Annotated in this window: 18 protein-coding genes; 7 read left to right on the forward strand and 11 right to left on the reverse strand. The window is 21.8% G+C overall.

The window, feature by feature from the left end; translation table 4 throughout:
* Positions 1-178 precede the first annotated feature (178 nt).
* The 7 genes from AAHM78_RS05540 (at position 179) to AAHM78_RS05570 (ending at position 3,813) form a co-directional block, all read left to right on the forward strand.
* A complete protein-coding gene (locus tag AAHM78_RS05540; RefSeq protein WP_342253704.1) occupies positions 179-667 on the forward strand; it encodes a hypothetical protein in 489 nt (162 codons plus the stop codon).
* A gap of 245 nt (positions 668-912) precedes the next feature.
* On the forward strand, positions 913-1,095 hold the full coding sequence (locus AAHM78_RS05545; RefSeq protein ID WP_342254238.1) for a hypothetical protein: 183 nt from the start codon (positions 913-915) through the stop codon (positions 1,093-1,095).
* A 129-nt stretch (positions 1,096-1,224) separates the two neighbouring features.
* Positions 1,225-1,416, forward strand: a complete 192-nt coding sequence (locus tag AAHM78_RS05550; protein WP_342254237.1) for a hypothetical protein — start codon at positions 1,225-1,227, stop codon at positions 1,414-1,416.
* Positions 1,409-2,176: an ERF family protein gene (locus AAHM78_RS05555; RefSeq protein WP_342254548.1), complete on the forward strand. Its 768-nt coding sequence runs from the start codon at positions 1,409-1,411 to the stop codon at positions 2,174-2,176. The genes AAHM78_RS05550 and AAHM78_RS05555 overlap by 8 nt, the downstream gene beginning before the upstream one ends.
* Positions 2,169-2,798, forward strand: coding sequence for a hypothetical protein (locus AAHM78_RS05560; RefSeq protein ID WP_342254629.1), 630 nt, complete (start codon positions 2,169-2,171; stop codon positions 2,796-2,798). The genes AAHM78_RS05555 and AAHM78_RS05560 overlap by 8 nt, the downstream gene beginning before the upstream one ends.
* Before the next feature lie 2 nt (positions 2,799-2,800).
* A complete protein-coding gene (locus AAHM78_RS05565; RefSeq protein ID WP_342254630.1) occupies positions 2,801-3,067 on the forward strand; it encodes a hypothetical protein in 267 nt (88 codons plus the stop codon).
* A 107-nt stretch (positions 3,068-3,174) separates the two neighbouring features.
* Positions 3,175-3,813 carry a hypothetical protein gene (locus AAHM78_RS05570; RefSeq protein WP_342254631.1) on the forward strand — a complete coding sequence of 213 codons (639 nt, stop codon included), beginning with the start codon at positions 3,175-3,177 and terminating at the stop codon, positions 3,811-3,813.
* Positions 3,814-3,965: 152 nt separating this feature from the next.
* On the opposite strand, the gene AAHM78_RS05575 is transcribed toward AAHM78_RS05570, so the two are convergent.
* Genes AAHM78_RS05575 through AAHM78_RS05625 form a run of 11 tightly spaced genes read right to left on the reverse strand, consistent with a single transcriptional unit; the run spans position 3,966 to position 15,490 of the window.
* Entirely contained in the window at positions 3,966-4,223 is a 258-nt protein-coding gene (locus AAHM78_RS05575; RefSeq protein WP_342254632.1) for a hypothetical protein, read from the reverse strand.
* A 54-nt stretch (positions 4,224-4,277) separates the two neighbouring features.
* Positions 4,278-7,187 (reverse strand): hypothetical protein, encoded by a 2,910-nt coding sequence (locus tag AAHM78_RS05580; protein ID WP_342254633.1) that lies wholly within the window; start codon positions 7,185-7,187, stop codon positions 4,278-4,280.
* Positions 7,114-8,469: a hypothetical protein gene (locus AAHM78_RS05585; RefSeq protein WP_342254634.1), complete on the reverse strand. Its 1,356-nt coding sequence runs from the start codon at positions 8,467-8,469 to the stop codon at positions 7,114-7,116. The genes AAHM78_RS05580 and AAHM78_RS05585 overlap by 74 nt, the downstream gene beginning before the upstream one ends.
* Positions 8,463-9,944: a hypothetical protein gene (locus tag AAHM78_RS05590; protein WP_342254635.1), complete on the reverse strand. Its 1,482-nt coding sequence runs from the start codon at positions 9,942-9,944 to the stop codon at positions 8,463-8,465. The genes AAHM78_RS05585 and AAHM78_RS05590 overlap by 7 nt, the downstream gene beginning before the upstream one ends.
* Before the next feature lie 4 nt (positions 9,945-9,948).
* Positions 9,949-11,286, reverse strand: a complete 1,338-nt coding sequence (locus tag AAHM78_RS05595) for a hypothetical protein (RefSeq protein WP_342254636.1) — start codon at positions 11,284-11,286, stop codon at positions 9,949-9,951.
* Between the two features lie 45 nt (positions 11,287-11,331).
* The gene (locus tag AAHM78_RS05600) at positions 11,332-11,673 is read right to left on the reverse strand and encodes a hypothetical protein (protein WP_342254637.1); all 342 of its coding nucleotides are present in this window, start codon (positions 11,671-11,673) and stop codon (positions 11,332-11,334) included.
* A gap of 3 nt (positions 11,674-11,676) precedes the next feature.
* Entirely contained in the window at positions 11,677-12,195 is a 519-nt protein-coding gene (locus AAHM78_RS05605; RefSeq protein WP_342254638.1) for a hypothetical protein, read from the reverse strand.
* Positions 12,196-13,107, reverse strand: a complete 912-nt coding sequence (locus AAHM78_RS05610) for a hypothetical protein (RefSeq protein ID WP_342254639.1) — start codon at positions 13,105-13,107, stop codon at positions 12,196-12,198.
* On the reverse strand, positions 13,107-13,910 hold the full coding sequence (locus AAHM78_RS05615) for a hypothetical protein (RefSeq protein WP_342254640.1): 804 nt from the start codon (positions 13,908-13,910) through the stop codon (positions 13,107-13,109). The genes AAHM78_RS05610 and AAHM78_RS05615 overlap by 1 nt, the downstream gene beginning before the upstream one ends.
* Complete coding sequence (locus AAHM78_RS05620; protein ID WP_342254641.1) at positions 13,876-14,166, reverse strand: hypothetical protein; 291 nt, start codon at positions 14,164-14,166, stop codon at positions 13,876-13,878. Before AAHM78_RS05620 ends, AAHM78_RS05615 begins: the two co-directional genes overlap by 35 nt.
* A 4-nt stretch (positions 14,167-14,170) precedes the next feature.
* A complete protein-coding gene (locus AAHM78_RS05625) occupies positions 14,171-15,490 on the reverse strand; it encodes a hypothetical protein (RefSeq protein WP_342254642.1) in 1,320 nt (439 codons plus the stop codon).
* Between the last annotated feature and the right edge of the window lie 11 nt (positions 15,491-15,501).

A 15,501-nucleotide genomic window follows, 5' to 3' on the forward strand; every position in this document is an offset into this window, starting at 1 on the left:
TCTTTTACAACTTGATATTTTTTGGTTCCCTTCCCCTAGAACCCCTACCCTCCAAGGCTTTGCTACTTACAGTAGCATAAGCCTTACGTATAGTAAGTAGTAGGTAAGTATTTAGTTAGTAGTATATAAGCCTTTTATCACTGTATGTGATAAGGCTTATACATAGAAAGGATACGTAATGATTAATGTTAATTTAGATATTAAAAATAAAATTAAAGAAACAACTAAAGGTATGTTATTAGAAATTGGTGAATATGAAACATGATTTCCTATTAAAGATACTATTATTGATGAAAAAAATAAAAAAATAGCATTAAAAATAATTGAAGATTTTTATTATAAATTAGGTAAAAAATCAATTACAAAAGATATTGAAAGTGTTAAAGGTAGTGATATTTTAAAATATATTAAAAATATTCCAAATATTACTACAAATGAAAATGAATTAATATCATGTGAATTTTATGAACAATATAATGGTTATTATATTTTTACAAATGATAAAAATCAAGAATGTTTTAAATATAACATTACATGAGAACAAGATATGAAAAGTTTTAAAATAAATAACCCATATAATGATAATGATTTAGCAATAAATTATATTGTTACACCAATGAAAGATATAAATACTCATAATGAAAAAATATTTTATTTAAAGTATTAAAGGAAATTAATATGTTATTAAATGTTGAAAAAATAGAATTAATAAAAAATTTATGTAATGAAAAATTACTTAAAAATAAAAAATATATTGAAATACAAGAAATATTAAAAATTATAGAAAGGAATGAATAATTATGGAATGTAGAGAATATAGAATTAAAGGTTCATGTGATATTTGTCATAAAAATTCATCATATGGAAATAGAACTTGTAATAAATGTTTTTATAAATTAATAGGTGAAAAAAATGAAATGTAATATTCATAATGAAAAATATATTTGAATTAGTGAAATAGATAATAGTTATTATTGTAATAAATGTATTGATGAAATGATTGAAGAAGATATGTATTTAACATCAAATAATTGAGATTACTTATATGAATATTATATTAATGAATTACAATTAGAAAATTTTAAAGGAGTGTAATAAATAATGAAAAATAAAAGTTTTCAAGAAATAACAAATAATTTACAACAATTTTTTCAAGATATTGAAAATGGTATATATGGTGAAAGTATTAAAAATGCTTTTAAAAAAGAAAGTAGTGAATAAATAATGTCACCTAAAAATATATCTAAAGAAGAATTATTAAATAAAATATTAATAATTAGATTTAAAGAATTAGAATTTCAAAACTTAAAAGAATTTTGTAAAGAAAAAAATATAACTGTATCTGAATTTGTAAGAAATTTAATTAAAAATGCAATTAAAAAAACAAAAAATAGAAAGAGTGATTATAATGAATAATTTATATAAAAAAATACTTAAATTACAATTAGAAATTGGTAGTACACCTAAAAATGGTTTTAATACTCATGGTAATTATAAATATTGATTATTAAGTGATATTTTTAATAAATTAAAAGTACTATGTAGAGAATTAAATATACTTATTTTACATTCAGATATTTCAGAAAATATGAATATAAATAAAATAGAAAATATTAAAGAATTTATAGATAAAAATAATAATAAAATACAAAATGTAACAAAAGAAATAGAAGTTTCATATCAAAAAAAATATTCAATTATTGATTTAGATAATATAGAATTTAGAGAAGATTTTAATATTTTTGCTTGTGCTAAAAATACAGATATAGCAAAAGCAAAAGGTAGTGCAGAAACTTATGCTTATAGATATTTCTTAATGAATTTACTTTTATTAAGTGAAGATGAACTTGACCCAGATAATGATAGTGTTAATTTAATTCAAAATAATAAACCACAAAATAATTACGTTAATAATATAAAAACATCTAATGAAAAATGAGAACCAAGTGAAAAACAATTAGATTATTTTGAAAAATATATGATTACAAATACAGTTTTATTTGATGAATGTATAAGAGAAGATATGGAAAGATTAAATCCAAGTAATAATAAAGATTTTTTAATATTAATGGGTGAAAATTATTTAAAAGTATTATTTGATAAATTTAAAGAAATTCGTGAAAGATTTAAAAATTTAAAAAATAATAATAAAAATGAGTATAGAAATTATGAATAATTATTTACTTTCAATTGACCCAAGTATTAAAAATACAGGTTTTACATTATGAGAAAAAAAATATAAATATGATAAAAATTTAAATTATTGACCTACTAGAGAATATGTATATTGTGAAATTCATAATGATGATAATGTTTCATTAAAAATTATAAAAGAATGTAAAAATTGTTATGAAAATGAAATTATTTGAAAACCAATATTAATTAGTAGTTATAGTTTTAAAAAATATGGAGTTTTAAATTTTGAAAGTGAAATATTTTTTAATAATATAAAAGATACCAATATTGATTTAATTATTGAACGTGGTACTTTTCATTCAAAAAATGGTATTGGTTATGAAACTCAAGAACATTTAAGAGGTTTTATTGCTGGACAATTTAATAAATTATTAACAAAAAATATGTTAATAAGTCCTTCTTCATGAAAGAAATGATATATAGATTATTTTAAAGATAATTTTAATTTACCTAAAAAACAAGAATTTATTTGAATAAAAAATACTTCAATACAGTTAGCAAATGAATTAATTCAAGAACAAAGTTGAAATATAACAATATCAAATCATGATGAAGCAGATAGTTTATTAATTGGTTGATATTATTTAAATAAGGAGAAATAATAATGAAACATATAATTAAATGTATGGCAAAAGATTGTCAAATTAAAATTGAAATTGAATTAAAACGTACTTGATATTTAAATGATAATAATAAAAGAATTTATACATTTGCAAGAAAAAATAAATTATCTTTTTGTCATTTTCATAATCAACAATTTAATAATGCTTTAAATGAAATGAAAGAAAATATTTCAAAACAAGAAATAGAAAAAATATTAAAAGAAAATATTAATAATAAAGTTAAAAAAAGTTTAAATAAGTATAAATAAAATCATGGTATATAATAAAGCCATAAAACTTAATATAAGTTTTTACTCATTACTTTATTTTAAAGTAAATGGGTTTTTTATGTTTAAAATTAAAGAGGTATAAAATTATGAAAAATTTAACAGAATTTTCAAATCATTTATTAAATATGATTAATAGTACTAATAATAGTACAACTTTAGTAAATTATGAGCAAAAAAGTAATATTTCTAAAACTGAAATTCAATTAAAAAATGAAAAAATTGAAGATGCATATCAAATGTACTTACAAGCACAAGAGTGAGGTAATAAAATAAATAAAATTACAAGAGTAAAAAGATATACTGAAGAAAATATTACATCTAGTTTACCAGATTCAATAAATATACATCTTCCAAATGGTATCGGTCAAAGAAATAACCCTCCAGCAAATAATGATATTATATGAGCTATTAAATTTGCAACAGATATACCAAGTGGATTAGATAACAGTGCTTTTAGAATTTCTTATGCAACTAGAAGGGGAGCAACCGTTACTGTTAGTGGATATTATCAGAATAAGCATTATATTGGTAGTAAATATGTAAATTTTCATGCTTCAAGAAAAAAAAGAGAAGTAAATAATAGTAATGAATTAAAAGAAGAAAATCAAGGAATAAAAAAAGAAACCAAATTAAATAATAACTTTGCAAAAAGTATCAATAATGAACAAAATTTACCAATTGATAATAAACCTAATTTTGTTAAAAGTAATATAACAAGTTTATAATAAAATTTAAAATATAAAAAAAGTTACCTTAATTGGTAACTTTTTAATTAGGTGCCAACCTAATTATTTAGAAATAATATAAATTTGAAATTTTTTTTAATATCAACATATACTTACATAAGTAAGCATCATTGAGTTATAACATAAAATATTTAAGATTGTGGGGAAATATTATTTATTTTAGATTTTCTTTTGAAAATATCTAAAAATTTAAAATTTGGATTTTCTTTTTTAAAAATTTTATTTGCTCAAAATAAACCAATAATATTTAATGAAATAAACATAAAAAATATACCTATTTTTTTTTGTCTATGACATAAATCATGACCTTTACATGTAATTAATAATAAAAATACTAATCCAAACATTACTGAAAGTATTATTACATCTGCTAATCATAATTCAATCATAATTCAATTTCTCCATATCATAATATTTTAAATTATTATAATTATATACTATTTTTATCTTGCATTTAAAATTATTTTATAAATACTGGCTATTTCTTGATTTGTATATATTTTAGCATAAGAATTTTCACCAAAATCTATAATAGTTTCTACATGACTTTTACAAGGTGTAACAAAAATATTAATTTTTCAATTTAAATTATCGTTTGAATTACTTAATATATCAAATCCAATAGGATTATTATTACTAATTTTTGCTTCAGTACCAGCAATTACTGTGAATTCATAAGTTACTAAATTATATTGTGATTTATTACCTTGATAATAAGCATAAGCATATCCAGAAGAATGGCTACCAATTTTACCTTTTTCAAAATGCTTCTCTTTATCAATATTAGGTATTGACTTTGAAAATATTAAATCATTTAAATTAATTTCAATTGAACTTGTTAATTCTTTTGTTGGATTAAAACTTTCTTTAGTACCATAACCACCACCATGTGTATCACTTACAGAATTTATATTATAATTATAATAAATAGTTACTGATTTATAAAATCTTTTTAAATCATTAAAATTATTAATTAATAATGTAGAGTCTAATTTTGATTTAAAATCAATATCTATGTTTTTAGAAATTGCACTATTATTATTAAATCATTCTTCAGTATTATCAGTAATAGAATTGTTAAGTGTTGTTACTAATGGTATATCTTTATAATTTAATTCTACTTTTAAATCTGGAATAATAATTATTGATTTTGCTATATTTTGTGGATTTGGTGGTAATATTTTTGCCGGATAATTAAAAGTAGTTTCTTCAGTTTCTTCATATTCATCATGATTTAATTTATATAAAGTAGTTCAATTAAAAGCATTTCCAGTTAAATAACCCATATTATTATAACGAAATTGAGCAACTGATATTTCATTATAATCACCTTGATAAGTAAAAGGATTATCACTATAAAATGTATGTCTTTCTTCACCCTGATGTAATGATTGAGTTACAATTGTATCAATAATATAAGCATAATTTGAACCATCAATTACTCCGTTTGATGTAGGATTTCATTGACAATCTTTATCTTCATTTGTAAAAGGACTTGCTATATCTAAAAACTCTGTATCTTCTGCTAAAATATAAATTTTATTATTTTTCTTTTGTGATAAATCAATTGTACTTATTTGTTCTTTAGTTTCTAATTTATGACCAGAACTAGGGTCTCATGGATAAACACTTATTCTATCACTTAATTTCATAGTCATAGCAGTTGTTGAAACATTTGCACCTAATAATTTACCAATAGTAAAATCATTATCATTTGTAAAAGCATTTAAAGGAATTAAACCACCATTACCAATAATACTTTCTAAATTACTTGTAAAAAATGCTGACATAAAACCATTAAAATATAACATTTTTTTATATTGTTGAGCATTTTGAGTAATAACTCAACTACTTCATATACCTAATGTTAAAGCATTTAATAATTTACCAATTAAAGGAATATCACTTAAAGCAAATGGTAATCATTGTTGACTATCATAAGGCATTTGTATTAATGGAGAAAATACTACACTATTAAAATTTAATATAGCAGACATATATTTTTGACTGATTTTTGAATAATCTACAGTTGGACTTCCTATAATTAAATGAGTATCTGGGTCTTTATATTTAAAATTACTACTCATATCTACATTATAATTACCCGTTAAATTATTTATATTTCATTCACTATCTCAAAAGAATTTTGCTTCTCCTACTGATGTACCATTACTTAATCTTGCTTTATCTTTATCAAAAGAAAGCATACCTTTAAAATCTTTTGTTACAAATAAATTATCTTGAAAATTTAATGAAGTTTTTAATCATTCTGTAAAATTTTTAAAATTAGTAAATCCAGTAGGTTTTGCATCCATAATATTATAAAATGTAGTTTCTGGATGACTACTTGTTGTTATTTTATCATTTATTCCAGCAAGTAAACCACCATTATTTTTAATATTAGTTGTAGATTTTTCATTATTACCAGCAATAAATAATCTTCTTGAAGCAAATACTTTACTTTCAAATATTTCTTCTGTTCCTTGTTGTATAGGTTCTTGTCCTTGAATAATAGGTCTTCCATAATAATAACAACTTGATAATAATTCTAATCCATATGATTGTCTATGAGAATATCTTACACCAATATCACACATTAAAGTACGATTTAAAGTTACTTTTCCTTGTTGAATAGTAGGGAAAGCATAACCACTACCCGGACTTGCATATTGTACAAAATCAAGTGTATTTTGACCACTAGAAACTACTCTATCATTTAAACTACTAAAAGTTAATACTTGCATACTAAATGCACCATTATAAGGACTATAATAATTTGTTACATTTGAAATATATAATAATTGTCTATCTTGATTTTTACTACTATTACCACCAATATTTTCATTTTCATCATTAAATACAACAAAAAATTGTAAATAATCATCAATTGTAATATGTTCTTCAAACATTACTAAAGTATATTGTCTTTTAGTTTGTACTGTTTTAAATATTTGATTATTTGGTAAATTACTAAAATCTACACCACTTGTATCATCAATTAAATAAGCATTTCAATAATCACCAATTTTATATTCTTTTTTATAAAATTCATCTTGACCTGTAACTTTATGAGTTACTGGGTCAATTTTACCTTTATTTTTTTGATATATTTTTGTACTATTTTTTCAAATACATACAACCGGAGTATTACCAGTTAATATTAATTCATATTGACCAAAATCACTAATTTTACTATTAATTGGTTTATAACCAGTTTCAGTTAAAGGTATTGCACCATTATTTATAATAAATGGAAATATTTTTCAATGACTTTGTCTTTTAATTAATATTTGTTGCATTTTTAATCTCATGTGAGCGTGTTTCATTAATTGTATTTGTTGATGTCTGCTCATTTTCATTATCTCCTAAATCTTTATTTATTTTTTGATTTTCATTAATAATATTTTCTAATTTATTTTCAGCCATTAATTGGTCAATATTATCATATTCACCAATTGCTTCAATTATTGTCATTGTGCCATTATTTAATCTTGAATTAATAATTTGGTCTTGTACTATTTGGTCAGTCATAGCAATTGGAATAAATTTAAAACTATAAGGTCTTTCTCCAATACCATTTCATAAATTTTCACTAATAAGTAATAAATCAAATATACGATAAAAATAAGCACTATAAAACGCTATTTTTATTTCTGTTGTTTCCATATCAAATTTATTATTAAACATACTTTGTGTTTTATTAGTATAAACATCATTACCATGTTCATCATAATCATAACCAGCACCATTAAATATTGCTTTAGCAGTACCATTATAATCTAATCAATATTCATTAAATTTTGGATTACCTTGTATAATTTGCATTCCACCATTACCATTTTTATCATAACCAGCACTACCAACATTAACAAACATATCTTTTTTAGGATTTTCTGCAATATTACCATTTTCTTGCATTTCTTTAACTGTTTCATTATCTAAAGCAGCAAATAAAGTAGTAACATTTAATTCTCTTTCTAATCTTTTTTGTCTAATTACACGATTTAAATCTCAAATTAAATCTCATACTGGTGTACAATCTGGATATGCATTTAAAGTTGTAGCATTACCATATAAATTTATTATTGGTAAATTAGTTATTTCAAAAATAGGTATATAATTAAATGGATTTTTAATTTCATAAGTTTTTAATGGAGTAATATTTGGTTTTAATTTAGTACGTGTAGAACCTAAAATAATATCTTTATTATTATCTTTATATGTTTCATATTTAACTTTTCCATTTTGAATTGTTACTCATGTTAAAGTTGCACTATCTGCTTGTTCATTAATAAAATAAAATTCTGCTGATTGTTCTTGTTCATTATATTTAGCAACTCTACCACAAAAACTATTAGGTAATATTTTAAGTGATTGAGTATTATCTTCATTAACTATAATCATTATAAATACTTTACCCATTAAACTATTTTGTAAACCAAATTTATAAAATTTTTCTAATCATTTATCTTTTAAATTCATTTCATTTAAATAATCTAATATTTCTTTTTTACTTGAATTAAATAAAAAACCTTTACCTAATCATAATTTAGTTGATTTTTGAGCAATAATCATAGGTATATCAATATATCAATTTGATTTATCACAACTTAAATATTCCATTGTATTTATCATAATTCATCACCATTAAATTTATTTTTATTAATTAATAATTTATTATTAATACCATTAATTAATCATTTCATTTCATGCATTAAAGCATACATATCACTATCTCAAGTATCATCATGTAAATCTAACATTTTAGGAGTATTATTATTACTATCTAATTTCTTTTTATCTAATCATTGCATTAAACTATATTGTCTTTTAGTTTCAATACATCTTTCTCAATTAAAACTAATAATATTTTTAAGCATACAAATTGTTGTAAAATCAATTCTATCATTTAAATATAAAATTGATTTATCTACTGCTATAAATTTTAATCATGTTATATTACGTTTTTTAACTCAACTTTTTAAAACATCAATAAATACTAATCCACCATTACCATAATCAACATAACAAATAAAACCAAATAACATTGCTATATAACGTTTACTTTCATTTAAATAATAATTAATAATATCATTTGCTAAAGTATCAGTATCTTTATATTGCATAGTAACATTACTATGATAAAATTCACTTTCTTTATGCGCTCTTCTACTATTTTCATTTTCACCAATAAATCATAATGAAGCAGCAGTTGGATGACCACTTGAACTTGTTGCCATACCAATATCTAATCCACCAGTTAATCTTTGTACTTGAAAATCTAATTTAGTTCCTACTTTATCAAGATATCTTGCAAATATAGCACCAGTAAGAATACTAGGTACACCATAATATCAACTTTGTGCTTTAATAGGGTCTAATACTTTTAATTCTTCTAAATCATTAATCATATCTAATGTCAAATTATGAGAATTTACTTTTCAATTTGAATAATGAAATAATTTAAAAATATTATTATCAAATATTGATTTAATTTGTTCATTATTTTCTTTCATAATTTCTAAATTAAAAGGTACTATTTTATTCATATATTCAATAAAATATTGATAAATATTATCTGGATTACAACTTTTAATTTTTATTCTTTTTTTAGCATTTCCTAATGCAAATGTAATTGCTTGAAATTCTTGTTGACTAAATTCATTTGCTTCTTCACATCATTCAATTGCTAAATCAAATCCTTTGATTTCACTTCTAGAAAGTCCTTTTAAAGGTATTCTATCATTTGAATTACTATATACACCCATAACTCTAATAAATGATTTACTACCTTTAAAACGAAAATCTGCTTGTTTATTTGGATATTTTAAAGTAAAATCTTTATAATCATTAAAATGAATTGTTATTAAAGCATTATATATTTCTTTAACTAAATCATTAATATCTTTATTTAATTTTCTAAAACAATATATAGCAATTGATTTATTAACTTTAATTGAAATTGCTATTAATATTGCTAATTCTTCTGCAATACTATATGTTTTACTTGAATATCTACTTCCACTTAAATTATATTCACTATGAGTAAAATCACTTTTATTTAATAATCAATAACTAATTTCATGTAAATAAGTAAATTCTTTATTCATAATATTATTCCTGTAATTCTTCTAATTTTAAAAGTTGACCATATCTTGTAGGGTCACTAACAATAGCAATGGTATCATTTTGCATTTGTAAAGAAACTATTATTCTATCATTAACTTTATCTCAATCTAAAGTTTGAACATCAGTATTTAACTCACCATATAAAAATTCTTTACAAATAAAAGCAAATTTTTTAATGCTTGATTGACTTTCAAAATTATAATAAATTTTATATTTATTATTTGATTTAAAAGTATATTTAATATGATTTATATTAACTTTTGTCCCTACTTCTTTTCATTGTGGAATACTTGGAATTGGTTGTATTTTATTATCAACATATCTTTTGTTTACAGCATCTTGTGGTTGTTCAGGGTCTGCTATATAAATAATTCTTTTATTATTTGAAGTAATAATTCTTTTTTCTTTAGGTTGAATAATATTTGAATTATTAGGGTCTATTTCTCATAATGATTCACCACTACCACCAGTAGCACTAATAATATCATCATCAATAGTAATATTTTTACCTGCTGTTAATTTATTTTGTTTAATAGTATCTAAATATCCACATTCTTCATCTATTTTTCTATCAACATATTCTTTAGTTGTAGCATCACTTAAAAATGTAGGTGTACCAACATCAATTATCCTTTTACTATTAGCATCAATACCTTTATCATCTTTTGGTTTAATAAAATTAGGATTATCTGTAATAACTTCTCATAATGAATTATCAATATCTGTTTTAATTCCACTAGTATCAATATTAACTATTGGTCTTAATAAATTTTGTGGATGACTGATAGTAACTTTAGTTCTAGAATCTAATGATTTTATATTATTATATGGTATATATGCATTTAATGGACTATCTTCACCATAATTTGAAATAAATTTATTAAATCAATTATTTTTTTGTGATTCTATACCTTTTAAATTAAAACCTTTAATATTTGGATATTCTTTAATTTTTCTTAAACAATTAAATACTTCTGGAGGTATAAAATATGGGTCATCTGGATTAGTTTCACTATAAGTTAATCCACCTTGACTAATTGAACCTTGACCACGTAAATAATCAACATCTTTAGTTAATAAAAATCTAACATAATGAGTAGTTGCTGTTTGAATATTATCTGTAAAATCTGTAGGTGTTATTTCTGGTCATTTTTTTGAAATAGTAAAACCACTTAAATAATCAATATTATTACTTGCTACAGATATTGCAAATCAAATTTCATTATCTGGAGTAGTTACTTTATCAAATAATAATTCATTAAAATATTTAGAATTTTTAAATTCTTCAATTGTTATAAATAAAATTGGTTCTTTAATTGCCATAATAAAATTTACTCCTTAATGTAAAATAAAGGGTATTTAAACCCTTTAAATTTTAAATTTAGTTGCTTTTTGTTTATCTTTTTCAGTTAATTCTTTCTTTTTAGATTTTTGTAATAAAACAAAATTATCTACTTGTTCTTTATCTACATTAAAACTATCAAGTAATTTAGCAGTTGATGTAGTTTCTAATTGTAAATGAGTATTTAATTGTTGAATATTTGCTGTAATAAATTCTAATTCTTTATTACGTTTTAATTCTTTTGCTAAATTTGATTGTTTTGATTTTTTAATTGATTTTCCAAATAATAGAAATGCTAAAGTAATAGATATTCCACTAGCAACTGCTCCTCCTATTACTGCTGATATTAATTCTATTGAAAAATTCATTTTTTATTCCTCCAATTGTATTTTATTTGAATGTTGTTTACATAAATGACATTCTTTTTTATGTTTTTTAATTTCTTTATATTGATATATTAAATAAGGACTTGTAATAATAATTGGTATTGTTATTAATGCATATTTAATTAATTTTCCATAATTACCTAATTTAGTTATTAAATTTAATCCAATATGACCAAACATAGGAAATAAAGTTAATATTAAATGGTCTGGTCAAGTAAAATTATATTGATTAGTATAATTACCTATTCCCATTGATATTGGTATTTTAGGTATTAATCAAGGTGTTATTGTAAAAAATAATGTTATTAACATACCAATAATATGACTTGTTATTTTTAAAATATTTGATATTAAAATTTTAATTTTATCAATATGAGTACTATTTTTATTAAATCAAATTTTATTTAATCTTTTATATTCTTTATTATCTTTTGATATAGGATTAATAGTATTTCATATACCAATTGGTTTAATTGGTTTATCTAATTCAATAATAATTATCACCTACTTTCATGTTTTATAAAAATTAGAATTTCTTTTAATTTTTATATATTTATTTGTATGTAAAGAATTTTTTAATAATTGTTTTCTTTCATATCTTCATTGATTACTTCCAATTTCATTTTTAGATAAAGTTTTATATTCTTTTAATTTAAAAAATCCTTTTTCTAATCTATTAATAAAATTCATAGTTTTTTGTACATTAATATTATTTGGATAAATTACTTTAGTATCTTGTGAACCATAATATTTACCTTTTTTTGCTAATTCACTTTTAACATATTTTCTTAATTGACTTGGTAATCATTTTCTATTTCAAAATTTTCAAAATATTGTTCCTGCACCAGTACCATTTTTACCTTTTGCTTGTGTCATTAATATTCATATTTCTTGTGGAAATGTTGGATAAGTATAAGGACCATATCATATTTGTCTTTTATCATTATCGCTTTGAAATAATGTTGTTAAAGTTCCAATTTTTAAATTCTTATTATCAACAATAAATCTTCCTTTTTTAAATCATGAACTTGATAATACTTCCCATGCATTATCTGGTATTTCTTCTTCATTTTCTTTAAATAAATTATCAAATTTATTTACATAATTTTTAACTGTTCTAATTTCTGTTGGCATAATAGATTTTTTAAAACTATTTATTGGATTTTTAAATTTATTAATTTCATGTTGAAGTATACTTAATTCACTTGGTTTTAATATACTTGCTAATTTTTTAAGTATATTTGGATTTAAAAATGAATAAGGTTGATGTATTTCATTTTCATTAACATTTTCACTATCAAATACTGCTTTTAATGATTGATTTTTATAATAAGTTTTTAAAGCATTTATTAATGCTAATTTAATATCATTAGTTGCTAAAGCATAATATATTCATTCAATAATTAAAGGTAACATTATAAACTCATATGGTTATAATCTCAAGTTAATGAAGCATTATCAAAATTTAATGGTACTTCACTCATATTATCACTACCATATTCACTTGCATTATCATTTACTAATCTTGCAGTTTCATTATTAAATGGTGTTTCTTGCATTTCTTCAATATGATATGTAGTTTCCATAGGTAATAAATTATGAATGATTTCACTTGCACCAGCAATTATGGTAGGTATTGCATAAGCATTCATAAAATCATTATTAATACCCATAGCAACACCACTTGATATTAAGCAACCACCAGTTGCCATATTTGCTATTTTACGTATAGTTTCAAACTTGCTAGGTATTAATTCAGTAATTCCAGCAACCAAATTTGCAATACCATATGAATTTAAAGATATATAAGTATCTCAATCCATTAAATGATTATCACTAGGATTAGGATTACTAAATAATAATAAATCTGGTGGAAATGGATTAACTGTTGTTGGACTTTCTGTTGGATTAGGGTTAATATCATTGGTAACAAACTTTGAATAGTTAACTAAACCAATTGTTCCTAAACCTAGTAATATTTTTTTAAAACTATTAAGTAATTTAGTTTTAATACTAGGAATTTGATTTAAATTTCATATATCAATTCCTAATTTTTTCGAAAATAATAAAGCATTTATACTTCCTAATACCGGATTACCTATTAATTGACCATAATAAGCACTTGTACCAATCATTGCACTTAATGGCGCTATTCCAATTCTTATTAATTTAATTAAAGTATAATTACTCAATTGTGTAGTCTCAGCATGTTGTGGCATGTTTATTTTCTCCTTTTAATAATTTAGTAACTTTTTTAATTTGAATAAGTATTTTACCTTTATAATTAACATTATCTCCAACACAAACAGCAAAACTTTCATGTGGATTTGATACAATAACATAATTTGGATTTAAAGTTGGAAATTCATAAAGTAATATTGCTAATATATCTTTTGAACTATTTAAATCTTCTGGTTTTGTTGAATTTATAATAATATGTGATTTATTATTAAAAATATCATAAATATAAGTCATAATATTATGCCTTTGTAAAACTTAATTTTACTGTTCCATAATAATCAGTTTTATTACCAGTCATAATAGCAGATGTATCAGTTATATTACTATATGTTGCTTTAGTTGATTCAAATCCATTATTACCAACTTTTACTATTGCAATATCTAATTCAGCATTAGTAGGAATATCTCCAGCCATAGTAATTTTTCCTAAATTTTTATAATAAATTACATCTTGTAAATCTAAAATATTCATATTATCATAATCAGTACTTTGATAAGTAGCATTAATATTAGTTGCATCAATTTTATAATTTTTTGCTCTTGCTTCTTTAATTTCATCTACTGTTGGCATTTTTTCTTGAATAATATACATTAAATTAGGTCTTATTGCTGCTGGTAATGAATATAATGCTTTACCAATAATACGAATATTATCTGTAGCATTATCTAATTTATTTCTTACTTTTGTAAATGAAATAGGCATACCTCACATATAGCGATTATAAATTACTCCAAATAAATCTAATAATTTATAATCTTTTTCTAAATGCATACCAGAAAGAGTATCATGAATAAAATTTTGTTCTAAATAAAAACTTTCATAAAATTCCATGCCCATAATTTGATTTGTATATCTTTTACCAGTTGCTAAAGTATTTGCAGCAATTTGTCCATAATTTAATAATGTAAATGCTTTTGCAAGATTAAAACTACTATCAATACCACAAGCACCAGTTAAATCTGCTTTATTAATACCAACTGTAATATCATCTACTTTTTTAATTAATTTATTATTTTTTTCTCCAATTATATAATAAGCATTTAATGCTTGTTCTTTAGTCATATTATTTAAATTTAAAGGTAATACTAATGATTTAGCAATTGCATAATCTTTTGTACCTTGTAAAAATATTAATTCAAAATTTTCTCTTAAATTTCTCATAAATGAACTTGTTCAATTTGAAACAATTTGTGTTGCAACATTTGCTGGTGAAGTCATAAATCTTTCAATATCAAATTCTGGAATATTAAAATCAATTGTTAATTCTTTATCAATAATTAATGTTGTTGTTTTAACTATTCCTTTTTGTCTTTTAGTACCAGTAAATTCATCTCATGTAGAACCTCATAATACACGAACAGTTGCTCTATATATTGCCATTGCTACACCACTAATATTTGCTATTTGGTCAGCAGTAAAAGTATTTCTCATAAATAAAGTACTTAATTCAGCAGTTAATTCACCACGAACTTGTGCTTCAAGTACACTTAAAACAGCATTTTCAGTAGGTGAATTACCACCAATAATAAATGCTTTAGGTATTTGTGGAATTGCCATTTTATCCTCTT

The organism is Spiroplasma endosymbiont of Zeiraphera isertana (assembly GCF_964030805.1).
GTDB lineage: Bacteria > Bacillota_I > Bacilli_A > Mycoplasmatales > VBWQ01 > Spiroplasma_E.